The 26,575-nt window shown below is 68.3% G+C and carries 26 protein-coding genes and 1 riboswitch; of the genes, 9 read left to right on the top strand and 17 right to left on the bottom strand.

Annotation, left to right across the window (positions count from 1 at the left end):
- Nucleotides 1–207: 207 nt before the first annotated feature.
- From ACV22V_RS12655 to ACV22V_RS12625, 7 genes are all read right to left on the bottom strand, one after another.
- Nucleotides 208–357: a hypothetical protein gene (locus ACV22V_RS12655; protein ID WP_179949148.1), complete on the bottom strand. Its 150-nt coding sequence runs from the start codon at nt 355–357 to the stop codon at nt 208–210.
- A gap of 53 nt (nt 358–410) precedes the next feature.
- Nucleotides 411–1,043, bottom strand: coding sequence for a gamma-glutamylcyclotransferase (locus ACV22V_RS12650; RefSeq protein ID WP_059701730.1), 633 nt, complete (start codon nt 1,041–1,043; stop codon nt 411–413).
- 13 nt (nt 1,044–1,056) lie between these two features.
- Nucleotides 1,057–1,842 (bottom strand): rRNA maturation RNase YbeY, encoded by a 786-nt coding sequence (gene ybeY / locus ACV22V_RS12645; RefSeq protein WP_059528125.1) that lies wholly within the window; start codon nt 1,840–1,842, stop codon nt 1,057–1,059.
- A 152-nt stretch (nt 1,843–1,994) separates the two neighbouring features.
- On the bottom strand, nt 1,995–3,041 hold the full coding sequence (locus tag ACV22V_RS12640; RefSeq protein ID WP_059528122.1) for a PhoH family protein: 1,047 nt from the start codon (nt 3,039–3,041) through the stop codon (nt 1,995–1,997).
- 33 nt (nt 3,042–3,074) lie between these two features.
- The gene (gene miaB / locus ACV22V_RS12635) at nt 3,075–4,448 is read right to left on the bottom strand and encodes a tRNA (N6-isopentenyl adenosine(37)-C2)-methylthiotransferase MiaB (RefSeq protein WP_059528119.1); all 1,374 of its coding nucleotides are present in this window, start codon (nt 4,446–4,448) and stop codon (nt 3,075–3,077) included.
- A gap of 257 nt (nt 4,449–4,705) precedes the next feature.
- On the bottom strand, nt 4,706–5,638 hold the full coding sequence (locus ACV22V_RS12630) for a LysR family transcriptional regulator (RefSeq protein WP_059607610.1): 933 nt from the start codon (nt 5,636–5,638) through the stop codon (nt 4,706–4,708).
- Nucleotides 5,639–5,667: 29 nt separating this feature from the next.
- Complete coding sequence (locus tag ACV22V_RS12625; protein ID WP_162499717.1) at nt 5,668–5,853, bottom strand: hypothetical protein; 186 nt, start codon at nt 5,851–5,853, stop codon at nt 5,668–5,670.
- On the opposite strand from ACV22V_RS12625, the gene ACV22V_RS12620 reads away from it, so the two are divergent.
- The 3 genes from ACV22V_RS12620 to ribB all read left to right on the top strand — a co-directional run bounded on the left by ACV22V_RS12620 (nt 5,786) and on the right by ribB (nt 9,017).
- A complete protein-coding gene (locus ACV22V_RS12620) occupies nt 5,786–6,961 on the top strand; it encodes an MFS transporter (RefSeq protein WP_448014059.1) in 1,176 nt (391 codons plus the stop codon). The two genes, ACV22V_RS12625 and ACV22V_RS12620, sit on opposite strands and share 68 nt — an antisense overlap.
- Before the next feature lie 212 nt (nt 6,962–7,173).
- Nucleotides 7,174–7,857, top strand: a complete 684-nt coding sequence (locus ACV22V_RS12615) for a helix-turn-helix domain-containing protein (protein ID WP_059465738.1) — start codon at nt 7,174–7,176, stop codon at nt 7,855–7,857.
- 182 nt (nt 7,858–8,039) lie between these two features.
- Nucleotides 8,040–8,188, top strand: a riboswitch (FMN riboswitch).
- Between the two features lie 118 nt (nt 8,189–8,306).
- Nucleotides 8,307–9,017 (top strand): 3,4-dihydroxy-2-butanone-4-phosphate synthase, encoded by a 711-nt coding sequence (gene ribB, locus ACV22V_RS12610; protein ID WP_059528114.1) that lies wholly within the window; start codon nt 8,307–8,309, stop codon nt 9,015–9,017.
- A 90-nt stretch (nt 9,018–9,107) separates the two neighbouring features.
- On the opposite strand, the gene ACV22V_RS12605 is transcribed toward ribB, so the two are convergent.
- From ACV22V_RS12605 to glpD, 4 genes are all read right to left on the bottom strand, one after another.
- On the bottom strand, nt 9,108–9,794 hold the full coding sequence (locus ACV22V_RS12605; RefSeq protein ID WP_059528111.1) for an HAD family hydrolase: 687 nt from the start codon (nt 9,792–9,794) through the stop codon (nt 9,108–9,110).
- 234 nt (nt 9,795–10,028) lie between these two features.
- Nucleotides 10,029–10,745 carry an MIP/aquaporin family protein gene (locus ACV22V_RS12600; protein WP_059820373.1) on the bottom strand — a complete coding sequence of 239 codons (717 nt, stop codon included), beginning with the start codon at nt 10,743–10,745 and terminating at the stop codon, nt 10,029–10,031.
- Nucleotides 10,746–10,841: 96 nt separating this feature from the next.
- Nucleotides 10,842–12,344 (bottom strand): glycerol kinase GlpK, encoded by a 1,503-nt coding sequence (glpK, locus tag ACV22V_RS12595; protein ID WP_059465737.1) that lies wholly within the window; start codon nt 12,342–12,344, stop codon nt 10,842–10,844.
- 105 nt (nt 12,345–12,449) lie between these two features.
- Nucleotides 12,450–13,973: a glycerol-3-phosphate dehydrogenase gene (gene glpD, locus ACV22V_RS12590; RefSeq protein ID WP_059690638.1), complete on the bottom strand. Its 1,524-nt coding sequence runs from the start codon at nt 13,971–13,973 to the stop codon at nt 12,450–12,452.
- Nucleotides 13,974–14,135: 162 nt separating this feature from the next.
- Between glpD and ACV22V_RS12585 the strand changes: the two genes are divergently transcribed.
- On the top strand, nt 14,136–14,504 hold the full coding sequence (locus ACV22V_RS12585) for a hypothetical protein (RefSeq protein WP_059528100.1): 369 nt from the start codon (nt 14,136–14,138) through the stop codon (nt 14,502–14,504).
- Nucleotides 14,505–14,592: 88 nt separating this feature from the next.
- On the opposite strand, the gene ACV22V_RS12580 is transcribed toward ACV22V_RS12585, so the two are convergent.
- Both ACV22V_RS12580 and ACV22V_RS12575 read right to left on the bottom strand, forming a co-directional pair.
- Entirely contained in the window at nt 14,593–14,790 is a 198-nt protein-coding gene (locus ACV22V_RS12580; protein WP_040144790.1) for a hypothetical protein, read from the bottom strand.
- Nucleotides 14,791–15,092: 302 nt separating this feature from the next.
- Nucleotides 15,093–15,872 carry a DeoR/GlpR family DNA-binding transcription regulator gene (locus ACV22V_RS12575; RefSeq protein ID WP_044846783.1) on the bottom strand — a complete coding sequence of 260 codons (780 nt, stop codon included), beginning with the start codon at nt 15,870–15,872 and terminating at the stop codon, nt 15,093–15,095.
- Between the two features lie 223 nt (nt 15,873–16,095).
- On the opposite strand from ACV22V_RS12575, the gene ACV22V_RS12570 reads away from it, so the two are divergent.
- From ACV22V_RS12570 to ACV22V_RS12560, 3 genes are all read left to right on the top strand, one after another.
- Nucleotides 16,096–17,736, top strand: a complete 1,641-nt coding sequence (locus ACV22V_RS12570; RefSeq protein ID WP_448014056.1) for a gamma-glutamyltransferase family protein — start codon at nt 16,096–16,098, stop codon at nt 17,734–17,736.
- 322 nt (nt 17,737–18,058) lie between these two features.
- On the top strand, nt 18,059–18,886 hold the full coding sequence (locus ACV22V_RS12565; protein ID WP_059528332.1) for a ferritin-like domain-containing protein: 828 nt from the start codon (nt 18,059–18,061) through the stop codon (nt 18,884–18,886).
- A gap of 71 nt (nt 18,887–18,957) precedes the next feature.
- The gene (locus ACV22V_RS12560) at nt 18,958–19,467 is read left to right on the top strand and encodes a hypothetical protein (protein ID WP_059690636.1); all 510 of its coding nucleotides are present in this window, start codon (nt 18,958–18,960) and stop codon (nt 19,465–19,467) included.
- Here ACV22V_RS12560 and ACV22V_RS12555 read toward each other — a convergent pair.
- From ACV22V_RS12555 to ACV22V_RS12545, 3 genes are all read right to left on the bottom strand, one after another.
- Nucleotides 19,461–20,909 (bottom strand): DEAD/DEAH box helicase, encoded by a 1,449-nt coding sequence (locus ACV22V_RS12555; protein WP_448014054.1) that lies wholly within the window; start codon nt 20,907–20,909, stop codon nt 19,461–19,463. The two genes, ACV22V_RS12560 and ACV22V_RS12555, sit on opposite strands and share 7 nt — an antisense overlap.
- Before the next feature lie 128 nt (nt 20,910–21,037).
- Complete coding sequence (locus tag ACV22V_RS12550) at nt 21,038–22,336, bottom strand: c-type cytochrome (protein ID WP_059528091.1); 1,299 nt, start codon at nt 22,334–22,336, stop codon at nt 21,038–21,040.
- Nucleotides 22,337–22,355: 19 nt separating this feature from the next.
- Complete coding sequence (locus ACV22V_RS12545) at nt 22,356–23,120, bottom strand: c-type cytochrome (RefSeq protein ID WP_059528087.1); 765 nt, start codon at nt 23,118–23,120, stop codon at nt 22,356–22,358.
- 377 nt (nt 23,121–23,497) lie between these two features.
- Here ACV22V_RS12545 and ACV22V_RS12540 point away from each other — a divergent pair, with 377 nt between their 5' ends.
- Entirely contained in the window at nt 23,498–24,430 is a 933-nt protein-coding gene (locus tag ACV22V_RS12540; RefSeq protein WP_059528083.1) for a copper resistance D family protein, read from the top strand.
- A 144-nt stretch (nt 24,431–24,574) separates the two neighbouring features.
- On the opposite strand, the gene dgoD is transcribed toward ACV22V_RS12540, so the two are convergent.
- Complete coding sequence (gene dgoD, locus ACV22V_RS12535) at nt 24,575–25,723, bottom strand: galactonate dehydratase (protein ID WP_040144789.1); 1,149 nt, start codon at nt 25,721–25,723, stop codon at nt 24,575–24,577.
- A gap of 119 nt (nt 25,724–25,842) precedes the next feature.
- On the opposite strand from dgoD, the gene ACV22V_RS12530 reads away from it, so the two are divergent.
- Complete coding sequence (locus ACV22V_RS12530) at nt 25,843–26,562, top strand: FadR/GntR family transcriptional regulator (protein ID WP_448014052.1); 720 nt, start codon at nt 25,843–25,845, stop codon at nt 26,560–26,562.
- Nucleotides 26,563–26,575 lie beyond the last annotated feature (13 nt).

Raw genomic sequence — 26,575 nt, 5'->3', positions numbered from 1 at the left:
CACACCGGCCGTCCGGCCAGGGCATGCGGTGCGCGCGAGCCCGCTCGGGAACGGCCGCGCCGGGCGCGGCGCCGTCCTTCGTCTCCATCCTATCTCAGAAAGGCGCGGCGGGGCAGCGGCGGCAAAAAAGCGGGGGCGACCGGCCGGGCTGCCGGCGTCAGCGGCATTTCGTCGCGTGCGGGACGTGCCGGGCCGACGTTCGGACCCTCAGAAGCGCATGCCGGCAGAGCAGCCGCCGGCAGCCGCGCCGTTGGTCGCGGCGCCGCCGCAGCCGAGGATGCCGCAGCCGGACAGCGCGACGCTCGCGGCGACGAGCAGCGCGGCCAGCGTGATGCGCGATTTGCGTGACGGTTTCATGGGCGCGGGGCCTCCTTCGCGTGCATGAGCGGTGCGGGCCGGCTGGTCGAGCCTCACCGGCATCGCGCGAGCAGCCCTTCCAGCGCGCGATCGGGGATGCCGCTCGCGCGCAGCGCGTCCACCGTGCGGCTCACGTAGTCGAGCGTCGTGCCGTAGCGGCCGGCCGCGCAGCTGAACACTTCCTTGACGACGGGGTCGCTCAGCTTGCCGGTGTAAGTGGGTACGTCGCGGCGCATCACGAACGCGAGTGCGTTCACGCGTTCGCCTGTTTCGAGCGAGCACGGCAGCCACGCGGGCCGGTACGACCCCATCGGCATTTCGCGTTTCCACAACGTCTCGAGATGCGGCTGCGCGGTCGGGCCCGCGAGCCGGAATGCGATGCCCGAGCACGAGCCGCCGCGATCGAGCGCGAGCACGAGGCCCGGCCGTTCGGGCGTGCCGCGGTTCACGCGCGACCACAGGTAGAGCCCGCGATGATAGCCGTGCACCTTGCCGCGCACGGCGGCGACGGTCGGCAGCCCGGGGTTCCAGATCAGCGAGCCATAGCCGAACAGCCAGAGATCCTGCCGGCCGTCCCAGTCGCGCATCGTGTGCGCGAGCGACGCGGCGAGCTCGTCTTCCGTCAGCAGCCGTCCCTCGCCGATCGACGGCGGGTAGGCGGGCGGCAGCATCGCGGCGTGGTGCATGGTGCGGACGACTTTACTGGTACGGGTTCGGAAAGCCCAGTTTCGCGAGGATGTCGACTTCGAGCGCCTCCATTTCGGCGGCGTCCTCGTCGCTCGTCTCGTGATCGTAGCCCTGCGCGTGCAGCGCGCCGTGCACCAGCAGGTGCGCGTAGTGGGCCGCGAGCGGCTTGCCCTGGTCGTGCGCTTCCTTCTCGACGACCGGGCAGCACAGCACGAGGTCGCCGATCACGGTGCCGTCGGGCGCCGGGTCGTACGCGAAGGTCAGCACGTTGGTCGGGTAGTCCTTGTGGCGGTAGCCGGCGTTCAGCGTGCGGCCTTCTTCCTCGCCGACGAAGCGCACGGTGAGCTGCGCGCTCGCGAACAGCGCCGGTTCGATCCATTCGGCGATCAGCTTGCGCTTGGGAAGCGTCTTGCGGATGTCGCCGGTGATTTCGTCACCGTACTGCACGGACAGGTCGAGCTCCAGCTCGCGCACCTCGTTCGCCATTTCCGCGAGTTCCTCGTCGAGCGGCGCGGGTTCGGCACCCACGTGCAGCGTCACGCTGTCGTAGTGCTCGGGCTGCAGCGCGAGCTTCGCGCGCATCGCCGGATCGTTGTGCTGCGCGACGATCGCGACGGCGGCCTCGCCCGAACTGCCCGACAGGTCGAACATCAGGCTGCGGCCGTCGGGGAAGTCGATTCGAAGCCCTTGCGCGCTGACGGTCCGGGCCTTGCCCTTCGCATCGAACAGCGAGAGACGGGGGAAATCGGGCGCGGCGGACTGGTCGCGCCCGGACTTGCGAGAACGGGAAGATTTCATGACGGGTGCGGCGATTGGAACGCGTTGAGGATACACCAAACGGCCGATCGTTCCCGAATTCGAACCGGCCGCGCGCAAGCGAAAAAAGGCCCGGCGCGCCGTCGGGCGGGCCGGGCCGTCGGCCGGTGCGGCGCGCGGGCGCCCCCGGTTCGTTACGCGTCCCGGTGCTGCGCGTGGAAGTCGTCGTACGCCTCGACGATGCGCGCGACGAGCGGATGCCGCACGACGTCGGCGCTCGTGAAGCGCGTGAGCGCGATGCCGCGCACGCCGCCGAGCACCTGCTGCGCCTCGACGAGGCCGCTCTTGTGCCCGCGCGGCAGGTCGACCTGGCTCGTGTCGCCGGTGACGACGGCCTTCGAGCCGAAGCCGATCCGCGTGAGGAACATCTTCATCTGCTCGGGCGTCGTGTTCTGCGCCTCGTCGAGGATGATGAACGCGTGGTTCAGCGTGCGGCCGCGCATATATGCGAGCGGCGCGATCTCGATCATCTGGCGCTCGAACATCTTCGCGGTCTTGTCGAAGCCGAGCAGGTCGTACAGCGCGTCGTACAGCGGCCGCAGGTACGGGTCGACCTTCTGCGCGAGATCGCCCGGCAGGAAGCCGAGCCGCTCGCCGGCCTCGACGGCCGGGCGCGTCAGCACGATCCGCTTGACCTGGTCGCGCTCCAGTGCGTCGACCGCGCACGCGACCGCGAGGTAGGTCTTGCCGGTGCCGGCCGGCCCGATGCCGAACGTCACGTCGTGCGACAGGATCTGCTTCAGGTATTCGCGCTGCGCGGGCGTGCGGCCGCGCAGGTCGGCGCGCCGCGTATAGAGCTTCGGCGCGGGTTCTTCGTCCGGCAGGTCCGCGTCGAGCTGTACGACGGGCTCGTCGAACGGATGGTCGGGGTCGCCGCGAAAGCGCACGTCGATCGTGTCCTGGCGGCCGTTGCCGGACGTGTGGCGCACTTCGACCAGCGCGAGCTGGATATCGTCGACCGACAGCGGATCGCGCGCGCGGTTGTAGAAGTTCTCGAGCGCCGCGAGCGCGAGCTTCGCGCCGCGCCCGCGGATCGTGATCCGGTGGCCGCGCCGCGCGAGCGTGACGTCGAGCGCCTGTTCGATCTGCCGCAGGTTCTCGTCGAGCGGGCCGCAGAGGTTGGCGAGGCGCGCGTTGTCGTCGCGCGGCGCGGTGAATTCCAGTGCTTGGACGGTCTTCAAAGTAGCGTCGGGCTCCTGTGGAACGTCAGTCGGTCAGTGGGTGGCCGCGCTCGCGTCGTCGCTCACGAGCAGCAGCTCGCCGCGCAGCGAGTGCGGGTACGCATGGTTGATCTTCACGTCGATCATCTGGCCGATCAGGCGTGGGTGCGACGCGAGCGGCGCCGGGAAATTCACGACCCGGTTGTTCTCGGTGCGGCCCGACAGTTCGTTCGGGTCCTTGCGCGACGGACCCTCGACGAGGATCCGCTCGACCTTCCCGACCATCGACTGGCTGATGCGCGCGACGTTTTCCTCGATGGTCGCCTGCAGATGTTGCAGGCGTTTGAGCTTGACCTCGCGCGGCGTGTCGTCGTGCAGGTTCGCGGCCGGCGTGCCGGGGCGCGGGCTGTAGATGAACGAGAAGCTGGTGTCGTAGCTCATCTCGTGCACGAGCGCCATCATCTTGTCGAAATCCTCCTCGGTCTCGCCGGGGAAGCCGACGATCATGTCGGTCGACAGCGACAGGTCCGGGCGGATCGCGCGCAGCTTGCGGATCACTGACTTGTATTCGAGCACGGTGTAGCCGCGCTTCATCGCCATCAGGATGCGGTCGGAGCCGTGCTGGACGGGCAGGTGCAGGTGGCTCACGAGCTTCGGCACCTTGGCGTAGGTGTCGATCAGGCGCTGCGTGAATTCCTTCGGATGCGACGTCGTGTAGCGGATCCGCTCGATGCCGGGGATGTCGGCGACGTATTCGATCAGCGTCGCGAAATCGGCGATTTCGGTCGAACCGGCCGTCAGCGCGCCGCGATACGCGTTCACGTTCTGGCCGAGCAGCGTGACTTCGCGCACGCCCTGGTCGGCGAGGCCGGCCACTTCGGTCAGCACGTCGTCGAGCGGACGCGACACTTCGTCGCCGCGCGTGTACGGCACGACGCAGTAGCTGCAGTACTTCGAGCAGCCTTCCATGATCGACACGAACGCGCTCGGCCCCTCGACGCGCGCGGGCGGCAGGTGGTCGAACTTCTCGATCTCGGGGAACGTGATGTCGACCTGCGCGCGGCCGCTTTCGCGGCGCGCGTCGATCATCTGCGGCAGGCGGTGCAAGGTCTGCGGGCCGAACACGAGGTCGACGTACGGCGCGCGCGACACGATCGACGCGCCTTCCTGGCTGGCGACGCAGCCGCCGACGCCGATCAGCAGGCCCGGCTTCGCTTCCTTCAGCTCGCGCACGCGGCCGAGGTCGGAGAACACCTTTTCCTGCGCCTTCTCACGCACCGAGCACGTGTTGAACAGGATGATGTCCGCGTCTTCCGGGGTATCGGTCTTTTCGAGGCCTTCGGCCGCATTGAGCACGTCCACCATCTTGTCCGAGTCGTACTCGTTCATCTGGCAGCCGAAGGTCTTTACGTAAACTTTCTTGGTCATGGGGATTCGCCGTTCGCAGTGGTTGACCTGGGGGCGTCGTCAAGGGGTGAATCGGGACGGCTGCTGCCGGTGCCGCGTGGCGGACCGGGGCGCGCGGCGCGCGTCGAGCGAGCATGTCGCGAAACCTCGCGAATGCGTGAAAAGCCGTCGGGAAAGCTTTCCATTATAGCTTTACGCGCCGTCGCGGGCGGGCCGCGGGTTGCGGCCGCGCGACGCCGCCGTGGCGCTCCGACCCCGATATGGCGGCGCGGCAAGCGTCAGCGGCACGCGTTCAGCAGGTCGTCGAGCGCCGCTTCCTCGCGCGCGAAGCGTTCGGCGAGGAAGTCGAGCAGCACGCGCACGCGCGGCGCCATGTAGCGCTTGCCGTGATAGAGCGCGTGCAGCGGCGCGTCCTGGTGCCGCCAGTCGGGCAGCAGCACGCGCAGCCGGCCGGCGCGCACGTCGTCGGCGATGTCCCACAGCGACTTCAGCGCGATGCCGTGGCCGCGCAGCGTCCATTCGCGGGTGAGGCCGCCGTCGTTGGTCTCGAACGCGGTCGAGACCGGCACCGTATGGGTCTGCACCTCGTCGCCGCGCGTGAAGCGCCACGTGTTCATGGGGCCCGATGCGATCGTGATCACGTTGCAGGGAAAACGAGCCAGATCGTGCGGATCGGCCGGCACGCCGTGGCGCTCGACGAACGACGGCGCCGCGCACAGCACGCGCCGGTTCGCGGCGAGCCGGCGTGCGATCAGCGCGCCGTCGGGCGGGGCGGCGAAGCGGATCGCGAGGTCGATCTCGTCCTGCCACAGGTTCGACGACGAATCGGACGCCGTCAGCGAGAAGGTGACGCCCGGATGCAGCGTGGTGAATTCGTCGAGCCAGTCGAGCAGCTGGTTGCGGCCGAAATCGGACGTCGACGACAGCCGCACCTTGCCGGCCACCACGTTGCGGCCCTCCTGCAGCAGCGCGTGCGCGTCGTCGAGTGCCTGCAGCGCCTGCCGGCAGCAGTTCAGGTAGAGCCGGCCTTCGTCGGTGAGGCGCAGCTGCCGCGTCGAGCGCTCGAACAGCCGCGTCGCGACCTTTGCCTCGAGCTTCGCGAGGCGCGCGCTCGCGGCGGCCGGCGTGAGGTTCAGCTTGCGCCCCGCCGCGGACAGGCTGCCCAGTTCCGCCGCCTCGACGAACAGCCGGATGTCGCCCAGTCGATCCATCGGATTTTCCAGAATTTTTTGAAAATGGTTCAAATGCCGCGCCAATTATCAAAGATAGGCGTATTCGGGACAATGCGCGCACATCCCGCTTCTTGTGCGGTGCGGTACGGACCGGATGCCGCGTCCGCCGCCTTTTCGGAGAACGTCATGCCCATTCCATTACTGGCGCTCGCGATCAGCGCCTTCGCCATCGGCACCACCGAATTCATCATCATGGGACTCCTGCCCGAAGTCGCGCACGACCTCGCCGTGTCGCTGCCGTCGGCCGGCCTGCTGGTCACGGGCTACGCGCTCGGCGTCGCGGTCGGCGCGCCGCTGCTCGCGGTGCTGACGAGCCGCATGCCGCGCAAGGCCGCGCTGCAGCTGCTGATGGCGATCTTCATCGTCGGCAACGTGCTGTGCGCGACCGCGTCCGGCTACGCGATGCTGATGGTCGCACGTGTCGTCACGTCGTTCGCGCACGGCTCGTTCTTCGGGATCGGCGCGGTGGTGGCCGCGTCGCTCGTGCCGGCCGACAAGCGCGCGAGCGCGATCGCGCTGATGTTCACGGGCCTCACGCTGTCGAACGTGCTCGGCGTGCCGTTCGGCACGTTCGTCGGCCAGCTGCTCGGCTGGCGCGCGTCGTTCTGGATCGTCGCCGGGCTCGGCGTGCTGTCGCTCGGCGGCGTCGCGCTGCTGGTGCCGAACCGCCACGACAGCGGGCCCGTCGGCCTCGGCCACGAAGTGCGGGTGCTCAAGGAACCGCAGGTCTGGCTCGCGCTCCTGATGACCGTGCTCGGCTTCGGCGGCGTGTTCGTCGTGTTCACGTACATCGCGCCGATCCTCGAAACCGTCACCGGTTTTTCGCCGCGTGCGGTCGCGCTGATCCTCGTGCTGTTCGGCGCGGGGCTGACGGTCGGCAACACGCTCGGCGGCAGGCTCGCCGACCGCGCGCTGATGCCGTCGCTGATCGCGATCCTGGTCGCGCTGATGGCCGTGATGGCCGTGTTCGCGAAGACCAGCCATCTGCCGGTCGCGGCCGCGGTGACCGTATTCGTCTGGGGGATCGCCGCGTTCGCGACGGTGCCGCCGCTGCAGGCGCGCGTGGTCGAAAAGGCCGCGAGCGCGCCGCATCTCGCGTCGACGCTGAACATCGGCGCGTTCAACGTCGGCAACGCGGGCGGCGCGTGGCTCGGCGGCCTCGCGCTGGGGCACGGCTTCGCGCTCGATGCGTTGCCGTGGGTCGCCGTCGCGGTGACGTTCGCGGCGCTCGTCGTCACGTGGTTCGCGATGCGGCTCGATGCGCGCGCACCGGCGCGCGGCGCGGCACCGGCCGCGCATTGAGCGGTGCACCGGGCGGCGGTGTGCCGGCGCTATGGCGACAGGAAAAGGTTCGCGAGAAACGCATTCCTCCGCGATGCTGATAACGGTGTGAAGATAACTTCGTTTGCCGGGGCGGGGCCGGGTGATAGCGTCTCGATACGCGCCGTTCGTGGCGCAACCCGATTCCGGCTTACCCCATTCGCAGGGCCGCGCGGCGGCCCGGAGGCCATGCTATGTCTTCACCCCTGGCGCTGGTGCGCGACGTGTCTTCCTTCGAGTCCGGCAATGCCGCCGACGCGCGGACGTCCGCGTCGCTCGACGTCCTCGAGCAGGTCGTCGGCGTGAATCTCGCGCGCTTGCGCGCCGAGCGGCAGTTGTCGCTCGATGCGCTCGCGCGGCTGTCCGGCGTGTCGCGCGCGATGCTCGCGCAGATCGAATCCGCGCGCAGCGTGCCGTCGATCAAGGTGCTCTGCAAGATCGCCGCGGCGCTGAAGGTATCGGTGGCCGCATTCCTGCGCCGTCACGCGGTGAACGGCTTCGAGCACCTGGCGGCCGAGCGCGCGGCGCGCGTCGTCAGTTCGAACGGCCGCTTCTCGGCGCGCGCGCTGTATCCGGAAGGCGAGCCGGCCGCGGCCGAATTCCACGAGTTGCGGATCGCGCCGCTGCACACGGAACCCGGCACGCGCCGCGCGCCCGGCACGACGGTCAACCTGGTCGTCAGCGAAGGCACGCTCGAGGTCAGCGTGCACGATCGGCGCCAACTGCTCGCGACCGGCGATGCAATCGTGTTCGACGCCGACCAGCCGTACAGCCTGCGCAATCCCGGCGACAGCGAGGCGCGCGCATTCCGCGTGACGGTGAGCCCGGAGGTGCCGCCGCGCTGGCTCGTGCCCGACGCCGCGCACGCGGCCGGCTGAGCGCGGGTCGCCGGGCCGGCGCCGGTTCCGTTCGGGACGGCGCGCAGGCCGGGTGCCGGCCGTTCGGACGATGCCGTTAGACGGAGTCGTCGGTAAGGTTTCAGGTGTGGTTCGCTGCGCGGTGCGCGCGGCTGATGTATGCTTGGCCCGCCGGTTCCGGGGTAGACCCCGGCCGGTAATCAGTGCGTCTTCAGGGCGGGGCGAAATTCCCCACCGGCGGTAGGCTGGCGAAAGCCGGCGAGCCCGCGAGCGCCCGCGCATCCGCGCGGGGTCAGCAGATCTGGTCGAATGCCAGAGCCGACGGTCATAGTCCGGATGAGAGAAGATGTGCAGATAGTCATGTCCGCCAGGGCCGCTTTGCCATGCGTGCGAAGCGGGTTGTCGTTCTGTCTGTTTGCAATGCCCTGAAACGTTTTTCGCCCAAATCGTAATTGCGAGGAGCGTTTCACATGTCCTTCATGTCCGTTTCGTCGGCACCCGCCGACGCCTTTGCCGATCTCCCGTTGCTCGATTCCGAACCGGTGCCGCCGCGCATCGCCGCCGCGCTCGACGCGTTGCGCGCGGGCCGCGCGGTCGTGTTGCAGGACGATCACGACCGTGAAAACGAGGCCGACCTGATCGTCGCCGCCGAGCGCATCACGCCCGAGACGATGGCGCTCCTGATCCGCGAGTGCAGCGGCATCGTGTGCCTGTGCCTGACCGACGACAAGGTCCGCGCGCTCGAGCTGCCGCCGATGGTGCAGACCAACGAGAGCCGCAACGGCACCGCGTTTACCGTGTCGATCGAGGCGCGCGAAGGCGTGCACACCGGCGTGTCCGCGGCCGACCGCGTGACGACGATCCGCGCGGCGATCGCCGACGATGCGAAGCCGTACGACATCGTGCGCCCCGGCCACGTGTTTCCGTTGCGTGCGCAACCCGGCGGCGTGCTGGCGCGCCGCGGTCACACCGAAGGGACGGTCGATCTGTCGATCCTCGCTGGCCTGAAGCCGGCGGGCGTGCTGTGCGAGCTGATGAATCCGGACGGCACGATGACGCGCGGCGACGACGTGGAGCGTTTCGCGCGGCAGCACGGGTTGCCGATGCTGACGATCGCGGAGCTCGTCGAATTTCGCGAGGCGCTGGCGGCCGCGCGCGAGCGCTGCTGCGAGCCGGCCTGACGGCAGGTGTGGCGGGCGCGCCGATGCGCCCGCGGGACGGCGTGCGCATCGAGCCGCACGCCGGTCATGGCGATCCGGCGCGGCCGTCCGTCAGGACTGCACGTCGCCGAATTCGCCGCGCAGGCCGGCCGCGACGAGCGCCGGCAGTTCATCCATCCTGCGCATGATCCGCGTGATGCCCATCGCGCGCAGCGCGTCCGCGTAGTTGTCGGGGATGTGGCTCGCGCCGACGAACGCGATCGTCTTCATGCCCGCCGCGCGCGCGGCGTTCAGGCCCGACACGCTGTCCTCGACGACGACGCAGCGCGCCGGCGCGACGCCGAGCGTCCGCGCGGCGTGCAGGTACACGTCGGGGTAGGGCTTCGGTCGTGCGACCTGCTCGGAGCTGAATACGCGATCGCCGAAGATTTCGGTGAGCGAGGCGCGCTTCAGCGAGCTGCGCACGCGCACGAGCCGGCTGTTCGATACCACCGCGGCCGGCAGGCCGACCTTCAGCAGCGCGTCGCGCACGCCGGTGATCGGCGCGAGCGATTGTGCGAGGCCGGTCTCGATGTTGCGCTCGACGGTCTCGATGAAGTTGTCGGGCATCCGGATGCCGAAATGCGCTTCGAGCCCGGCGAGAAAGCGCGACGTCTGCTGGCCAAAGGCGGACTTCGCGGCCTCTTCGAAATCGAGGTGAGGGAAGGTGGCGGACAGCGTGTCGAACAGCACGCGGTCGGCAATGACTTCGCTGTCGACGAGGACGCCGTCGCAGTCGCAGATAAGGTGATCGAGCATGGTGGTGAAGAAGCGGGGTGTCGGCGACGCCGAGCATCCCGCCATGATACGTGCTTTCGACGGTGCGCCGCGAACCGCTTGGCGCCTGCGTCCGGTCCCGGCTACGCCCTCCGTTGGCCGGCGCGCCGGCGCGAGCGAGGCTGGCGCGTCGTCGCTCGTGTGACGAAAGGGGAGGGCGGAAGCGCGCGGCAGCCGCTGCCGCGCGCCCAGGCTCGAGCTCGATCGAAACCGCGATCAGGCCATCGCGTGCAGACGCAGATACAGGCCGGCCGCCGCGGCGCCGCCGAGCAGCGGGCCGATCACCGGCACCCACGCATAGCGCCAATCGCTGTCGCGCTTGCCGGGAATCGGCAGCAGCGCGTGCATGATGCGCGGCGACAGGTCGCGCGCCGGGCTCATCGCATAGCCGGTCGGGCCGCCGAGCGAGATGCCGATGCCGAGCACGAGCAGGCCGACGGGCAGCGCGTCGAGCGCGCCGAGGCCGACTTGCGGCGACGCGAGGTACAGCACGCCGAGGATCAGCACGAACGTGCAGATCGCTTCGGTCAGCACGTTGTGCGTGGTGCTGCGGATGGCGGGCGCCGTGCAGAACACCGCGAGCTTCAGGTCCGCATCGACTTCCTTCGCGAAGTGCTGGCGATACGCGAGCCACACGAGCAGCGCGCCGGCCATCCCGCCGAGCATCTGCGCGAGGATGTAGCCGCCGACCTTCGACCAGGCGAACTTGCCCGCGAGCGCGAGGCTGATCGTGACGATCGGGTTCAGGTGCGCGCCGCTGAACGACGCGGTCACGTAGACGGCGACGAACACCGCCATCGCCCAGCCCATGACGATCACGATGAGGTCCGCGCCTTTGCCCTTGGTCTTCGCAAGCAGCACGTTGGCGACCGCGCCGTTGCCGAGCAGCACGAGGATCGCCGTGCCGATGAATTCCGCAATGTAAGGTGACATGTTGTCTCTCGTAGATGACGGCGGACTCGCGCGCCGCGCGGTCCGCCGGTGTTGTTTTATTTCGTTCGGATTGCTTCCGGTTCCGGCTGCCGCGGGTTACTGCGTGTCGTCGGCCCACGCCTTGGCGGCGCGCACCGCGCGTTGCCAGCCGGCCATGCAGCGCTCGACCTGCTCCTTCGGCATCGACGGCGAGAAGCGGCGATCGAGCTGCCACTGGCTGCGCACTTCGTCGAGGTTCTTCCAGTAGCCGATCGCGAGGCCCGCGAGGTAGGCCGCGCCGAGCGCGGTCGTCTCGGTGATCTGCGGACGCACCGCGTCGACGCCGAGCAGGTCGGCCTGGAACTGCATCAGCAGATTGTTCGCGCTTGCGCCACCGTCGACGCGCAGCTCGCCGATGCTGATGCCGGAGTCGGCTTCCATTGCGGCCAGCACGTCGAGCGACTGGTAAGCGATCGCGTCGAGCGCCGCGCGCGCGAGGTGCGCGGACGTCGTGCCGCGCGTGACGCCGAACACCGAACCGCGCGCCCGCGCATTCCAGTGCGGCGCGCCGAGGCCCGCGAACGCCGGCACGAGATAGACGCCGTCGGTATGCGGCACGCTCGCGGCGAGCGCTTCGATCTCGGCGGCCGTCTTGATGATGCCGACGCCGTCGCGCAGCCACTGCACGACCGCGCCCGCGATGAAGATGCTGCCTTCGAGCGCGTACTGCACGTCGTCGCCGATCTGCCAGGCGATCGTCGTGACGAGGTTGTTCTTCGACTCGATCGGCTTGTCGCCGGTGTTCATCATCAGGAAGCAGCCGGTGCCGTAAGTGTTCTTCACCATGCCCGACGTCGTGCACATCTGGCCGAACAGCGCGGCGTGCTGGTCGCCGGCGATGCCCGCGAGCGGGATCTTCGACGCGAACACCGTGGTCTTCGTATGGCCGTAGATTTCCGACGACGCCTTCACTTCCGGCAGCATGCTGCGCGGGATGTCGAGCAGCTCGAGCAGCTCGCTGTCCCACTCGCGCGTGTGGATGTTGAACAGCATCGTGCGCGACGCGTTGGTCACGTCGGTCACGTGCAGTTCGTGCTTCGTGAAGTTCCACACGAGCCAGCTGTCGACGGTGCCGAAGGCGAGCTTGCCCTGGCGCGCCTTGTCGCGCGCGCCCGGCACGTTGTCGAGGATCCAGCGGATCTTGGTCGCGGAGAAGTACGAGTCGATCGGCAGGCCGGTCTTCGCGCGCACCTTCGCTTCGAGGCCCTGCTTCTTCAGCGAATCGCAGAAGTCGGCGGTGCGGCGGTCCTGCCACACGATCGCGTTGTAGACGGGCTGGCCCGTCTCGCGATCCCAGACGATCGTCGTCTCGCGCTGGTTGGTGATGCCGATCGCGGCGATCGACGTGCCGTTCAGGCCCGTGCGCGTGACCGCTTCGGCGGCGACGCCGGCTTGCGTCGACCAGATTTCCTGCGGGTCGTGCTCGACCCAGCCGGGTTGCGGGTAGATCTGTTCGAATTCCTTCTGGGCGATCGATACGATGTTGCCCTGGCGATCGAACAGCATCGCGCGGGAGCTCGTCGTGCCCTGGTCAAGCGCGAGGATGTACTGATCCTGCATGTCTCTCATCTCCATCCGTGGATTGGCGTAGTTGTGATGCGCGCCGCATGTTACGCGGCGCGTCGGTGAATCAACGTCGGTCAGACAATTGCAACTGCAAACGCATCACGCGTGCGGCGCGTGCACGGCGGCGAACCACGCGTCGACCGCGGCCGTCACCGCGTCGAGCGTGCCCGGCGTGACGTGCAGGCCGAGCTTCGAGCGGCGCCACAGCACGTCCTGCGCGCAGGTCGCCCATTCGACGTCGCGCAGGTAGCGCAGTTCGGCGTCGTGGATGCCCGGCGCGATTTCGGCGCCGAGGTCGGCGAGCGACGTCGCGCCGTCGACCACGCGTTCCGCGCGCGTGCCGTACGCGCGCGCGTAGCGGCGCGCGAGCGCGGCGGGCAGCCACGGATGGCGCTTCGCGAACGCGTCGGCGAACACGTCGAACTTCGCGTTCGCGATGTCGCCGCCGGGCAGCGGCGCGCCGGCCGTCCAGGTTTTCGCCTCGCGGCCGAGCGCGCTGCACAGCAGGTCGCCGGCTTCTTCCGCGAGCTTGCGGAAGGTCGTGATCTTGCCGCCGAACACCGACAGCAGCGGCGCGCCGGCGCCGTCGTCCATCTCGAGGCGGTAGTCGCGCGTGACGGCCGACGCGTTCGCCGCGTTTTCGTCCTCGAGCAGCGGGCGCACGCCCGAATAGGTCCAGTGCACGTCGGCGGGCGAGATCTTGCGCTTGAAGTAGCGGTTGATCGAATCGCACAGATACTGCGTCTCGTCGCGATCGATCGCGACCTTCGCGGGATCGTTCGTGTATTCGACGTCGGTCGTGCCGATCAGCGTGAAGTCGTGCTCGTACGGAATCGCGAAGATGATCCGCTTGTCCGGGTTCTGGAAGATGTACGCGTGATCGTGATCGAACAGCCGGCGCGTGATGATGTGGCTGCCTTTCACCAGCCGCACGCTGTGTTGCGCGCCGCGGCCGAGCGCGCCGTGCAGCACTTCCCCGACCCACGGGCCGGCCGCGTTCGCGACCGCGCGCGCGTGCACGACGCGGATCGAGCCGTCCGCGTGCCGCAGCCGGGCTTCCCATTCGTCGCCGCGGCGTTCCGCCGACACGAGCTTCGTGCGCGTGAGGATCTCGGCGCCGCGCTCCTTCGCATCGAGCGCGTTCAGCACGACGAGGCGCGCGTCGTCGACCCAGCCGTCCGAATAGACGAAGCCGCGCTTGATCGAGTCGATCAGCGGTGCGCCGGCCGCATGGCGGCGCATGTCGATGCCGCGCGAGCCGGGCAGCAGTTCGCGTTTCGCGAGGTGATCGTAGAGGAACAGGCCGATGCGGATCAGCCAGGCCGGCCGCAGGTTCGGCATGTGCGGCATCACGAAGCGCAGCGGCCACATGATGTGCGGCGCCGCGCGCAGCAGCGTTTCACGCTCCTGCAGCGCTTTGCGGACGAGGCCGAATTCGTTGTATTCGAGGTAGCGCAGGCCGCCGTGAATCAGCTTCGTGCTGGACGACGACGTGTGCGACGCGAGGTCGTCCTGCTCGCAGAGCAGCACCGACAGGCCGCGGCCGGCCGCATCGCGCGCGATGCCCGCGCCGTTGATGCCGCCGCCGACGACGAGCAGATCGTAGCGATTCGGTTGGGTCACCTGCTGTCCTTATCGTCTGATGGAAATGGGCGAACACGAAATGTTCGAATTCGAAATTTAACGAACGAAATCGAAAAAGTAAAGTTCGAAAAAGCGGGGCCAGTAGCGCGCGGCGCGATCCCAGACGATACTGGCGGAATCGACCGTTTCGCGAGGTGAATCATGCGTATTGGGATGTGGGCCGGTGCGTGCGCCGTCGTTCTGGCAGGGTGCGGCGCCGGTATGCCGCCGCTGGCCGGCAATTGGCGTGCGCCGTCGTTCGTCGACCTGCAGACGTCGTGCGGCGGCACCGCGCGCGACTGGGGCGCGGACGCGCAGCCGGTCTACGCGACGCTGTACGACGCGTATGTGGCGAAACGGTATCGCGGGCTGACGCAGGCGAACTATTGCGCGTTCGTAAACGAACTTTCGACGCACTATGCGGCACCCGACGCGGCGGGGCGCGCCGGTTGGGTCGCCTATTTCAACGGCGCACGCGCGCAGGCCGTCAGCTGGCGGGCCGCGGTCGATCCGACGCTGCGCGGCGGCTGACGCGGCAAAGCTGCGGAAGGCGGGAAAACCGGAAAAGCGGCGCGGCCGGAAATCCGGCCGGCGCGCTCAGGTCAGGAACAGCGGAGCTTCAGGAATAACGGTATTTGATGGATCGCAGCGCGGCGTCGCCGGTCTCGGTCACGCAGTATTTGCGTCCCGATCCCAGCCCTTCCAGCCGCACGAGCTGCTGTTCGAGCAGCGCGTCGAGTTCATCCCGATCCATGTCGCCCTGGTCAGGGGCGTCCTTCACAAGCAGTAGCGTGGCGAATTCATGCGGACTCAGCATCGTTCTCTCCATGGCAATCGGTCTGCCCGCGCGGCCGGCGCGAACGCCGGTGCGCGATACCCCACGGGGTATGGCTTGGGGGGAAAGCTGTATTCGCCGGCCTTGGGATTCGCACACGCCTTGGCACGGGCGTATCGGGCGAACGGGCCGGGGAACTGGAGTCTAGTCGAGCGCGCGGGCAACGACAAATCGTGCCCCGTTAATTTTCAGTTTGACAGGGACGTATGCCGCAAGCGGTTCAGCCGGCGCGCCAACTTCTTGATTTCACTTGAAGTTTCAGGTGCGGTGCAGCATCGCAAGCGTCATTCCGCGACGTACACCTGGGTGCCCGCGTTCGCCACCGCATCGGCCATCTCCGGCGGCAGCGGCTTGTCGGTGAAAAGCGCATGCACCTGGCTCAGGTGTCCCTGGCGCACCAGCGCCGGGCGGCCGACTTTCGAGTGGTCGGCGACGAGGTAGACCGTGCGCGCGTGCTGCATGATCGCCTCGGCCACGCGCACCTCGCGCGTGTCGAAGTCGCGCAGCGTGCCGTCGGCCTCGATCGCCGACGTGCCGATGATCGCGTAGTCGACCTTGAACTGGCGGATGAAGTCGATCGCGAGTTCGCCGACGATGCCCTTGTCCCACGGCCGCACGATGCCGCCCGTGATCAGCACCTCGCAGTCCGGGTAGCCGCTCATCATCGACGCGACGTTCAGGTTGTTCGTGATCACGTGGAGCCCGTGATGGCGGTTCAGTGCGCGCGCAACCTCCTCGGTCGTGGTGCCGAGGTTGATGAACAGCGATGCCTGGTCGGGGATGTGCGACGCGGCGAGCGCCGCGATGCGTCGCTTCTCGTCGTGGAACATCCGCTGGCGCGCGGTATACGACACGTTTTCCGAGCTGGTCGGCAGGCTCGCGCCGCCGTGATAGCGGCGCAGCAGGTTCAGGTCGGCGAGCCAGTTCACGTCGCGGCGGATCGTCTGCGGCGTGACCGCGAAGTGCGCGGCGAGATCGTCGACGGTCACGAAGCCGTCGCGCTGCACCCATTCGAGCAGTTCCTGCTGGCGCGCGTTGAGGGTGAGGCGGGGATCTCGGGTCATGGCTCGGCGGTCAGGTCGTGAGGCGGAGCGGGTATTGTAAGGGCGGGAAGGGCGTTCGACCGGCCTGCAGCGTATCGCTGCGCGGAATTCATGCGGAAAGTACATGGATTCATGTGACAAATGAATTTGTGCGATCACGCGGATCGCGCTGCAATGACGGACTGTCCGCGCGCGCCGGCCGTGCGTCCGGCGCGTTCATTCAGCTTTCGACGAGGTGGAACCGATGACTGGCTTCAACTGGCACAACCCGTATCCGACGACCCGCATTCCGGTGTTCGCGCGCAACGTCGTGTCGACGTCGCATCCGCTCGCGGCGCAGGCCGGGCTGCGGATGCTGTGGAAGGGCGGCAATGCCGTCGATGCGGCGCTGGCCGCCGCCGCCGCGATCACGGTGGTCGAGCCGGTGTCGTGCGGGCTCGGCGGCGATGCATTCGCGCTCGTGTGGGACGGCGCGCGGTTGTCCGGGCTGAATGCGTCAGGCGTCGCGCCGGCCGCGTGGAACCCCGGCTACTTCCGCCAGCGCCACGGCGAGGATGCACGCGGCATCGCGAACAAGCCGACGCGCGGCTGGGACACCGTCACGGTGCCGGGCGTGATCGCGGGCTGGGAAGCGCTGCACGCGAAGTTCGGTTCGCTGCCGTTCGCGGACCTGCTCGAGCCGGCGATCGAGATCGCCGAGCGCGGCTATTCGGTGTCGCCGATCGTCGCGCACAAGTGGGCCGCCGCGGTGCCCGAACTGCAGGGGCTGCCGGGCTTCGCCGATACCTTCATGCCGCGCGGGCGCGCGCCGCTCGTCGGCGAGCGCATGTGCCTGCCGGGCCACGCGCGGACGCTGCGCACCCTCGCGAAGGACGGTCCGCGCGCGTTCTACGAGGGCGCGCTCGCCGGGCAGATCGCGGCATTCGCGCGCGAAGGCGGCGGCGCGCTGACCGAAGCCGACCTGCGCGCGTACCGGCCGGAATGGGTCGAGCCGATCGGCAAGCGCTTCGGGCGGCACACGATTCACGAGATCCCGCCGAACGGGCAGGGCATCGCCGCGCTGATCGCGCTCGGGATCGCGGAGCAGGCGGGCGTGGCCGAATGTCCGGTCGATTCGGCCGACTCGCAGCACCTGCAGATCGAGGCGATGAAGCTCGCGTTCGCGGATGTCTATCGCTACGTCGCCGATCCGCGCGCGATGGACGTGACTCCCGCGCAGATGCTCGACGACGCGTATCTCGCGGAACGCGCGAAGCTGATCGATCGCGCACGCGCGACGCACTTCGCTGCCGGCCGGCCGCATTCGGGCGGCACGATCTATCTGTCGGCGGCGGACGAGCGCGGGATGATGGTGAGCTTCATTCAGTCGAACTACATGGGTTTCGGTTCGGGGCTCGTCGTGCCGGGCACGGGCATTGCGTTGCAGAACCGCGGGCACGGCTTCTCGATGGACCCGGCGTCGCCGAACGTCGTCGCGGGCGGCAAGCGGCCGTTTCATACGATCATCCCGGCGTTCGTCACCGAGGAAGTCGACGGCCGCACCGAGGCCGTGATGAGCTTCGGCGTGATGGGCGGCGACATGCAGCCGCAGGGCCATCTGCAGACCGTCGTGCGCATGCTCGGCTACGGGCAGCAGCCGCAGGCCGCCTGCGACGCGCCGCGCTGGAAGGTCAATCGCGACTTCACGCTCGACGTCGAGTCGACGATGAATCGCGACACGGTCGATGCGCTCGCCGCGCGCGGCCATACGATCAAGTCGATCGACGATCCTTACATGGATTTCGGCTCGGGGCAGTTCGTGTGGCGGCTCGATCGCGACGATCCCGAGCGCGGCTACGTGGCCGCGAGCGACAGCCGTCGCGACGGTCTCGCGGCCGGTTTCTGACGGAACGCTTCCAGTCCAGTCTTGCGCTCGACGGGCGGCCGGATGGCCGCCCGTTTCGCTTGACGCGGCGCATCTCGTCGAACGTGCGCGAACCGGTTCGAACAACTCGTCTAACGAACCGCAACATGCGCGGCGGAACTGCGCCCGTCGGGTATGGTCAGTGCTTTGAAGCACGAACATAAAAGTCCGGCTAAGATGCCAGGATGGTTCGGCCGGACCAACTCACTAAAAATGCAAGCAAAACGTCGCCTGCGGGCGCGCCGGGCCCGTGCCGAAGATCGGGGCCGGCCGCCGGCCGCGCGACGACTGGGAGCGCACCACCATGCCTACTGAAACGACGCATGTCATGCCGTGGCGTATCGAGGACATCGACCTCAACCGGATCGATCGTCAGCGCGCCGCCGCGAACGAGGATCTGCTGCTGTTGCTGTGCGCGTCGTCGTTCATCGAAAGCGGCTCGGATCTCTACACGAGCAACCTGAGCGAGTTCTTCAACGACGATCCGGAAGTGTCCGCGTGGCTCAACACGGCGTGGGAGCACGAGGAACTGCAGCACGGGCGCGCGCTGAAGGCGTACATCGCGCACGTGTGGCCCGAGTTCGACTGGGATACCGCGTTCGCGAATTTCTTCGCCGAGTACTCGAAGACCTGCTCGGTCGACGCATTCGAGAAGACCCGCGCGCTCGAGATGGTCGCGCGCTGCGTCGTCGAGACGGGCACGGCCACGCTCTATCGCGCGATCAACGAATGCTCGGACGAGCCGGTGCTGAAGGAAATCACCGACAACATCCGATCGGACGAGGTGCGCCACTACAAGCACTTCTTCAAGTTCTTCAAGAAGTACAACAAGCTCGAAGGCAACGGCCGGCTCGCGGTGCTCGGCGCGCTGACGCGCCGCGTGCTGGAAATCAAGAACGAGGATTCGGAGATCGCGCTGCGTCACGTGTTCGCGATCCGTTACCCGGACCGTGTCGGCGACAGCCAGTACAACCGCGAGCGCGTCGCGCGCATCAGCTCGCTCGTGCGGCGCAACCTGTCGGCCGACATGTGCGTGAAGATGCTGCTCAAGCCGCTCGACCTGCCCGCGAAGATCCAGCCGAGCGTCCACTATCCGCTGACGAAGATCACGCGGCACGTATTCATGCGCTGATCGTCACCGCGCGGTCCGGCGGCGCGCGTATGCTTCGGCATCATCGTCTGCTTTTCACCGGGCCCGCCATCATGACCGATACCCATCGCCACGCGCTCGAACAATGGACGTTCGACGCGTGGCCGCCGGCCGTCGTTTCGCTGTTCGACGGCACCGCGCTCGAACGCCATGCCGACTTCGCCGCATCGCTGATCGTCGCGACCGACGATGGCCAGTTGCGCACGACGCTGCTCAGCGTCGGCGAGATTCATGCGCGCGACGCGCACACGCTGCTGCTTGCGCTATGGCCGCAATCGCGCGCGGCGCGCGCGCTGGCGCAACGGCGCGCGGCCGCGTTGACGCTCGTCGCGGACGGCGCATTCTTTCAGGCACAACTGAGGATCGAGCCGCTCGAAGGGGACTTCGGCGGACTGGCCGGGTTCGCCGCGACGATCGCGCATGGCGATGCGCAGCGGGTCGGCTATGCGCGTCTCGCGACGGGCGTCACGTTCGCGCTGGAAGGGCAGGCGCGCGCCGAGGTGCTCGCGCGCTGGCAGCGCCAGGTCGAGCACCTGCGGCGCGCGGCCGCGCGGCTTCAGTGACCGCGCTGGCCGCTGCGCGACGAGCGGTTGCGGTTGGCGTGCGCGGCGTTGCCGTTCGCCGGACGCGCGCCGTTGCCGCCTGACGGGCGACCGCCGCCGCCACCGGCATTGCCGCTCGCGCTGCCGGCCGTGCGCGGCTTGGCCGCCTTCGCGGCCTTCGGTTGCGCATTGCCGTCGCGCTTCGCGGCCGGCTGGCCGGCGCCGCCTGCACGCGGCTGGCGATTGCCGCCGCCGCCGTTGCCGTTGCCGCCGCGCGGCTGCTGCCCGCGGCGTTGCTGGATCGGCTCCGGCTTCGCGTTCGGATCGGGTTCGAAGCCCGCGATCACTTCCTGCGGAATCTCGCGCTTGATCAGCCGCTCGATGTCGCGCAGCAACTGCTTCTCGTCGACGCACACGAGCGACACGGCTTCGCCCGTCGCGCCCGCGCGGCCCGTGCGGCCGATCCGGTGCACGTAATCCTCCGGCACGTTCGGCAGGTCGAAGTTGACGACGTGCGGCAGCTGGTCGATGTCGATCCCGCGTGCGGCGATGTCGGTCGCGACCAGCACCTGCAGCGTGCTGTTCTTGAATTCCGCGAGCGCGCGCGTGCGAGCCGACTGGCTCTTGTTGCCGTGGATCGCCATCGCGCTGATGCCGTCCTTCGTCAGCTGTTCCGCGAGCCGGTTCGCACCGTGCTTGGTGCGCGTGAACACGAGCACCTGGAACCAGTTGTGTTCGCGGATCAGATGCGTGAGCAGCTCGCGCTTGCGATCGCGGTCGACCGGGTGGATCTTCTGCGCGACGCTTTCCGCGGTGGTGTTGCGGCGTGCGACCTCGATCAGTGCGGGCGAATCGAGCAGGCTGTCGGCGAGCGACTTGATCTCGTCGGAGAAGGTCGCCGAGAACAGCAGGTTCTGGCGCTGCGGCGGCAGCTTCGCGAGCACGCGCTTGATGTCGTGGATGAAGCCCATGTCGAGCATCCGGTCGGCTTCGTCGAGCACGAGGATGTCGAGATCCGACAGATCGATCGTCTTCTGCTGCATGTGGTCGAGCAGACGCCCCGGCGTCGCGACGACGATGTCGACGCCGCGCTTGAGCGCATCGATCTGCGGATTGATGCTGACGCCGCCGAACATCACGGTCGAGCGCAGCTTCAGGTATTTGCTGTATGCGCGCACGCTTTCCTCGACCTGAGCGGCGAGTTCGCGCGTCGGCGTGAGGATCAGCGCGCGCACCGCGCGCTTCGCGCCGCGATGCTCGGCATAGAACGTGTGCAGGCGCTGCAGGATCGGCAGCGTGAAGCCGGCGGTCTTGCCGGTGCCGGTCTGTGCGCCGGCGAGCAGGTCGCCGCCGCCGAGGACGGCGGGGATCGCCTGTTGCTGGATGGGAGTCGGCGACGTGTAGCCGAGCTCGTTGACCGCCTTGACGAGCGGTTCGGCCAAGCCGAGAGATTCGAAAGACATAGATACCACTCTTGAGTTTTATGATCGGCGACGCCTCGCGCGGCCCGCGCGGGGAACGGCGTCGCAAAAAGCAAAGGGGCGCGGCTGCGGTTTCCCGCAGCCGCGCCCCCGTGTGTGTCGCGCGTTATTTAGTCAAGCGGCGCGGAACGCAGGTCGCTCACCTGTTGCGGCGAGATCGGCGTACCGTTGTTGCCCCACGACATCCGGATATACGTGACGACCGCCGCGACTTCCTGGTTCGACAGCGACTGCGCGAACGGCGGCATCCCGTACGGACGCGGATTCTTGAACGTGCTCGGCGGATAGCCGCCATTCAGCACCATGCGGATCGGGTTGACCGCCGATTCCATCACGATCGAATGGTTGCCCGCGAGCGGCGGATACGCCGGCGGCTTGCCTGCGCCGGTTTCGGCGTGGCAGGTCGCGCAGTTGTCCGCGTAGATCTTCTTGCCCTGGTCGAACAGCGCGTTGCCGAATTGCTTCGACGGCTCGTACTGCATGTTCTTCGGCGCTTCAGCCTTCTGCGGGATCGACTTCAGGTACGTCGACATCGCGCGCGTATCTTCGTCGCTCATGTACTGCAGGCTGTTGTGCACGACGTCGGCCATCGGGCCGAACACCGCGCCCTTGTTCGACACGCCGGCCTGCAGCAGGTCCGACAGCTCCTGCACGTGCCAGTCGCCGAGGCCGAGTTCCTTGTCGTTCGTCAGCGACGGCGCATACCAGTTCTGCAGCGGGATCAGGCCGCCCGCGAAGGCCGCCGAGCTCACCGGGCCGCCCATCATGTTGATCGACGTGTGGCACATCGAGCAGTGGCCGAGGCCTTCGACGAGGTACGCGCCACGGTTCCACTCGACCGACTTGGTCGGATCCGGCTTGTATTCGCCTTCCTTGAAGAACAGCGTGCGCCAGCCGATCAGCAGGTTGCGGTTGTTGAACGGGAACTTCAGTTCGTGCGGACGGCTCGGCACCGAGACCGGCGGGACCGAACGCAGGTACGCGTAGATCGCGTCCGAGTCGGCGCGCGTGACCTTCGTGTAGCTCGCGAACGGGAAGCCCGGATAGAGCAGGCTGCCGTCCTTCGAACGGCCGGTGTGCATCGCGCGGTAGAAGTCGTCCGACGTCCACTTGCCGATACCGTCCTTGTCGTCCGGCGTGATGTTCGGCGTGTACATCGTGCCGAACGGCGTCGCCATCGGCAGGCCGCCCGCGAACGACTTGCCGCCGCGCACGGTGTGGCACGCGATACAGTCGCCGACGCGCGCGAGGTATTCGCCCTTCTTGATCAGCGCGGCCTGGTCGGCCGGCGTGGCCGCGACGGCAGCGTTGCCGTGCAGCGTGTCGTTGCCCGGCCAGAGGACCGGCACGAGGGCGGCAGCCGCGACGATCGCGACGGCCGAGAGTGCAAACAGGGACTTGCGTTTCATTGTGTCTGTCTCCCTTGCCTTATTGCGGTTCGCTGCCGCAGGCGAGCGGAGTCTTCATCGAACGCGCCGGGGCCGGCACGGGGTTGGCGGGCGCCGGTTGCGCGGCGAGCCATGCGGTCACGGCCGTCACGTCTTCGTCCGACAGCTTCGACGCGATCTCGTGCATGCAATCCGGTGCCTTCGCGTGGCGGTTGCCCGAGCGCCATGCGCCGAGCTGTGCGCTCAGGTAATCGGCGTGCAGGCCGACGAGGCCCGGGATCGCCGGCTGCATGCCGGTCAGCCCCGCGCCGTGGCAGGCCACGCAGGCCGGCAGCTTGCGCGACGGATCGCCTTGCGTGACGAGCTGCTTGCCGCGCGCGAGCGTGGCGGCCGGCAGCGTCGGCTTGGCCGGCGTCGGGTACGGCGGACGCTCGGCCGAGAAGTGCTCGGCGATCTCTTTCAGGTAATCGTCGTTCAGGTACGTCAGCAGATAGTTCATCGGCGGGTACTTGCGCCGGCCATCACGGAAGTTGACGAGCTGGTTGTACAGGTACTCCGCCGGCTTGCCGGCAAGCCGCGGGAAATAGTCGTTGTCCGTACCCTGGCCGTGAACGCCATGGCATGCGGTACAGCCGCGCACACGCTCGGCCATCGTATCGGGTGCCTTGAGCGGCGCCTGCTGGGCGTGCGCTTGCTCCGTGGGCTTGGTCTGCGCTTGAGCAGCGCTCGTAAGGCCCGCGCCACCGATCAGGAGAACGGCAAGCAACGGACGGAAGAGGCGTCTTGAAGACACACGAGACTCCATGTTTATTCGTCGGGGACCTGTCCGGGCTACGATCGGCTCGGCGCATGGACGGCAGGACAGCCGGGCTGCTGCGACGCGGCATTCTATCATCGATGGGTAATGACGGCTATTTGGCAAAAGGACATCGGTTCCTGCCTGTTTGCGACTTGCGACAATTTGACGCGCTTCGTACACGGGTTGTGTGAACCGGCGTGCGCTTTGACCATCGAAGACCGTACACTCGCGGGTCGCGCGGCGCCGCCTCCGCCGCAGACCCAGTCATTTCTCCCGTTTCCGGATTCATCGATGACGTTCCCTACCGTGCCGTTGCCGTCTTCCCGCTGTCGTTCCACTTGCCGCCGCGTTGCGGGCCGGCCGTTCCCGGGAGGGCGCGCGCGATGAGGATCGACAGCTTGTGGATCGGACAGGTCGCGCTGGCGGCATTGATGGACGCGACGTTCGCGATGGCCGTCGGCTCGGCGCTGCTCAAGGCGTGGCTCGGCAAGGACGGCGCGCGACCGGTCGTCGCGCCGTCGCATCCCGCATGGCTGCGCGCGCAACATTCGCTGGTCGCGGCGGCGCTGGCGCTCGTGCTCGCCGATCTCGGCTGGCTGGTGTATGAAGCGGCGTCGATGAGCGGCGCGGGGCTCGGCGGCGCATTCGCCGCGATTCCCGTCATGCTCGCGCAGACGCACACGGGCTTCGCATGGAGCGTCGCGTTCGCCGGTGCGGTCGTGCTCGCGATCGTCGCGCTGGCAAAGCCGGAAGGCCCGGTCGCGCATGCGGTGCTGTGGCTCGCGGTGATCGTGGTCGCGGCCGGCAAGGCGTCGCTCGGCCATGCGGCCGACACCGGCCCGCTGTCCGCGGCGGTCGGCGTGCAGACGCTGCACCTGCTCGCCACCGCGGTGTGGGGCGGCCTCGTGCTCGCGGGCGGGCTCGCGGTGCTGCCGGTGCTCGGCTCGTCGGTCGCGCGCGGCGCGCTGATCCGGATCGGCCAGCAGCTGTCGCGTACCTCGACGATCGCGGTCGTGTTCGTGCTCGGCACGGGCGTGCTCAATGCGCTGCGCGGGCTCGGCGGCTCGCTCGCGCCGCTCGACGGCACCACGTGGGGGCGCGTGCTGCTGCTCAAGCTGCTGCTCGTCGCGCTCGCGCTCGTGCTCGGCGGGTTGAACCGCTTCTCGGCGCTGCCGCGCCTGCGCCGGACCGCGTCGACCGAAGACGCGCACACGTTCCGCAACATCCTGCATCTCGAGGCGCTGACGATGATCGGCGTGTTCGTCGCGGCCGCCGTGCTGTCGTTCAGCGTGCCGGGGTTCGCGGCGCTCGGCTGACGGCCGGGGCGGCGCGGGGCCGGGCCGGGCCGGGTGCCCGCGCGTCGCGTGCTGCAGATGCAAAAACGGCCGCCTGTCGGGCGGCCGTCTCGAAGCCGTTGCGCGGCATGCACGCCGTGCAACGCACCTCATTTCACTTCCTCATCACCACTCGGCGACGCTGCCGTCCGCATGACGCCACACCGGGTTGCGCCAGCGATGCCCCGTCTTCGCCATCTCGCGCACTTTCTCCTCGTTGACGTCGATGCCGAGCCCCGGGCCCTGCGGGATCGCGACGAAGCCGTCTTCGTAGCGGAATACCTCGGGATTGCGCAGGTAGTCGAGCAGGTCGTTGCCCTGGTTGTAGTGAATGCCGAGGCTCTGTTCCTGGATGAACGCGTTGTAGCTCACCGCATCGAGCTGCAGGCACGCGGCCAGCGCGATCGGGCCGAGCGGGCAGTGCAGCGCGAGCGCGACGTCGTAGCTTTCCGCGAGCGTCGCGATCTTGCGGCACTCGGTGATGCCGCCCGCGTGCGACGCATCGGGCTGGATGATGTCGACGTAGCCGCCCGCGAGGATGTGCTTGAAGTCCCAGCGCGAGTAGAGCCGCTCGCCGAGCGCGATCGGCGTGTTGGTCTGGTTGACGATGTCGCGCAGCGCCTCGGCGTTCTCCGACAGCACCGGCTCCTCGATGAACATCAGCTTGTACGGATCGAGCTCCTTCGCGAGCACCTTCGCCATCGGCTTGTGCACGCGGCCGTGGAAGTCGACGCCGATCCCGACGTGCGGGCCGACCGCGTCGCGCACCGCCGCGACGTTCGCGATCACCTGCTCGACCTTGTCGTAGGTGTCGACGATCTGCAGCTCCTCGGAGCCGTTCATCTTCACGGCCTTGAAACCGCGCTCGACCACCGCGCGCGCATTGTTCGCGACGTCGCTCGGCCGGTCGCCGCCGATCCACGAATACACCTTGATGCGGTCGCGCACCTGGCCGCCGAGCAGCGCGTGCACGGGCACGCCGTGATGCTTGCCCTTGATGTCCCACAACGCCTGGTCGACACCCGCGATCGCGCTCATCGTGATCGGGCCGCCGCGGTAGAAGCCGGCGCGATACATCACCTGCCAGTGATCCTCGATCAGCAGCGGATCCTTGCCGACCAGATAATCGGCGAGTTCGTGCACGGCGGCTTCGACCGTGTGCGCGCGGCCCTCGACGACCGGTTCGCCCCAGCCGACGATCCCTTCGTCGGTTTCGATCTTGAGGAACAGCCAGCGCGGCGGGACGACGAAGGTTTCGAGGCGGGTGATTTTCATGTCGCGAGTCTCCAGGGGTGACCGGCGCGGACATGCCGATGCGGCGCCGGTCGAATGCGTGACGGTTATCCTAGCGTAGCCCGATAAAAAATAGTATTAATAGCACTATTGTGCAGATAGTGGGCAGCCGCGGCGTTGCCCGTCACCGGAGAACGATCATTCAACGCGACCTGCATGGACAGACGGCCTTCCGGCTGGCGACGGCGATCCTGCGCGGCGACTATCCGCCCGAATCGCTGCTGCCGCGGGAGCCGGACCTGATGGCGATGTTCGGCGTGAGCCGCACGGTGCTGCGCGAGGCACTGCGCACGCTGACGTCGAAGGGGCTGGTCGAATCGCGGCCGAAAGTCGGCACGCGCGTGCGGCCGCGCCGCGCATGGAACCTGCTCGACGCCGACCTGCTCGACTGGTACGCGCGCGTCGCGCCGCCGCTCGCGTTCGCGCTGAAGCTGCAGGAGATGCGCGAGATGATCGAGCCGCATGCGGCCGCGCTGGCCGCGCGCGCGCACGGGCCGGGCGCCTTCGACGCGATCGAGGACGCGGTGCGCGCGATGGCCGCCGCGCGCAACGTGGACGAATGGGTGCGCGCGGACCTGCGCTTTCACCTGAGCGTGCTGGAGGCCGGCGGCAACGAGCTGCTGGTGCCGCTCGGCGCGCTGATCGATCGCACGCTCGAGGCGCAGCTGCATCTGAACGCGCGCCGGGCGCATGTGTTCAACGCGTCGCTCGCCGAGCACGCGGCCGTCAGCGACGCGATTCGCGTGCGCGACGAGGACGGCGCGCGCCGCGCGATGGCGTCGCTGCTCGCGGTGACGCGCGCGCGGATCGAGATGTCCTGACGGGGAGGGCGGT

The sequence above is a fragment of the Burkholderia sp. AW33-5 genome (genome assembly GCF_053427615.1).
This window is presented reverse-complemented; position numbering and strand designations above follow the sequence as displayed.

Coding starts and splice junctions, on each gene's coding strand:
- ACV22V_RS12655 (WP_179949148.1), bottom strand. CDS start 357: ATGAAACCGTCACGCAAATCGCGCATCACGCTGGCCGCGCTGCTCGTC.
- ACV22V_RS12650 (WP_059701730.1), bottom strand. CDS start 1,043: ATGCACCACGCCGCGATGCTGCCGCCCGCCTACCCGCCGTCGATCGGC.
- ybeY (WP_059528125.1), bottom strand. CDS start 1,842: ATGAAATCTTCCCGTTCTCGCAAGTCCGGGCGCGACCAGTCCGCCGCG.
- miaB (WP_059528119.1), bottom strand. CDS start 4,448: ATGACCAAGAAAGTTTACGTAAAGACCTTCGGCTGCCAGATGAACGAG.
- ACV22V_RS12630 (WP_059607610.1), bottom strand. CDS start 5,638: ATGGATCGACTGGGCGACATCCGGCTGTTCGTCGAGGCGGCGGAACTG.
- ACV22V_RS12620 (WP_448014059.1), top strand. CDS start 5,786: ATGCCCATTCCATTACTGGCGCTCGCGATCAGCGCCTTCGCCATCGGC.
- ACV22V_RS12625 (WP_162499717.1), bottom strand. CDS start 5,853: ATGATGATGAATTCGGTGGTGCCGATGGCGAAGGCGCTGATCGCGAGC.
- ACV22V_RS12615 (WP_059465738.1), top strand. CDS start 7,174: ATGTCTTCACCCCTGGCGCTGGTGCGCGACGTGTCTTCCTTCGAGTCC.
- ribB (WP_059528114.1), top strand. CDS start 8,307: ATGTCCTTCATGTCCGTTTCGTCGGCACCCGCCGACGCCTTTGCCGAT.
- ACV22V_RS12605 (WP_059528111.1), bottom strand. CDS start 9,794: ATGCTCGATCACCTTATCTGCGACTGCGACGGCGTCCTCGTCGACAGC.
- ACV22V_RS12600 (WP_059820373.1), bottom strand. CDS start 10,745: ATGTCACCTTACATTGCGGAATTCATCGGCACGGCGATCCTCGTGCTG.
- glpK (WP_059465737.1), bottom strand. CDS start 12,344: ATGCAGGATCAGTACATCCTCGCGCTTGACCAGGGCACGACGAGCTCC.
- ACV22V_RS12585 (WP_059528100.1), top strand. CDS start 14,136: ATGCGTATTGGGATGTGGGCCGGTGCGTGCGCCGTCGTTCTGGCAGGG.
- ACV22V_RS12580 (WP_040144790.1), bottom strand. CDS start 14,790: ATGCTGAGTCCGCATGAATTCGCCACGCTACTGCTTGTGAAGGACGCC.
- ACV22V_RS12575 (WP_044846783.1), bottom strand. CDS start 15,872: ATGACCCGAGATCCCCGCCTCACCCTCAACGCGCGCCAGCAGGAACTG.
- ACV22V_RS12570 (WP_448014056.1), top strand. CDS start 16,096: ATGACTGGCTTCAACTGGCACAACCCGTATCCGACGACCCGCATTCCG.
- ACV22V_RS12565 (WP_059528332.1), top strand. CDS start 18,059: ATGCCTACTGAAACGACGCATGTCATGCCGTGGCGTATCGAGGACATC.
- ACV22V_RS12560 (WP_059690636.1), top strand. CDS start 18,958: ATGACCGATACCCATCGCCACGCGCTCGAACAATGGACGTTCGACGCG.
- ACV22V_RS12555 (WP_448014054.1), bottom strand. CDS start 20,909: ATGTCTTTCGAATCTCTCGGCTTGGCCGAACCGCTCGTCAAGGCGGTC.
- ACV22V_RS12550 (WP_059528091.1), bottom strand. CDS start 22,336: ATGAAACGCAAGTCCCTGTTTGCACTCTCGGCCGTCGCGATCGTCGCG.
- ACV22V_RS12545 (WP_059528087.1), bottom strand. CDS start 23,120: ATGGAGTCTCGTGTGTCTTCAAGACGCCTCTTCCGTCCGTTGCTTGCC.
- ACV22V_RS12540 (WP_059528083.1), top strand. CDS start 23,498: ATGAGGATCGACAGCTTGTGGATCGGACAGGTCGCGCTGGCGGCATTG.
- dgoD (WP_040144789.1), bottom strand. CDS start 25,723: ATGAAAATCACCCGCCTCGAAACCTTCGTCGTCCCGCCGCGCTGGCTG.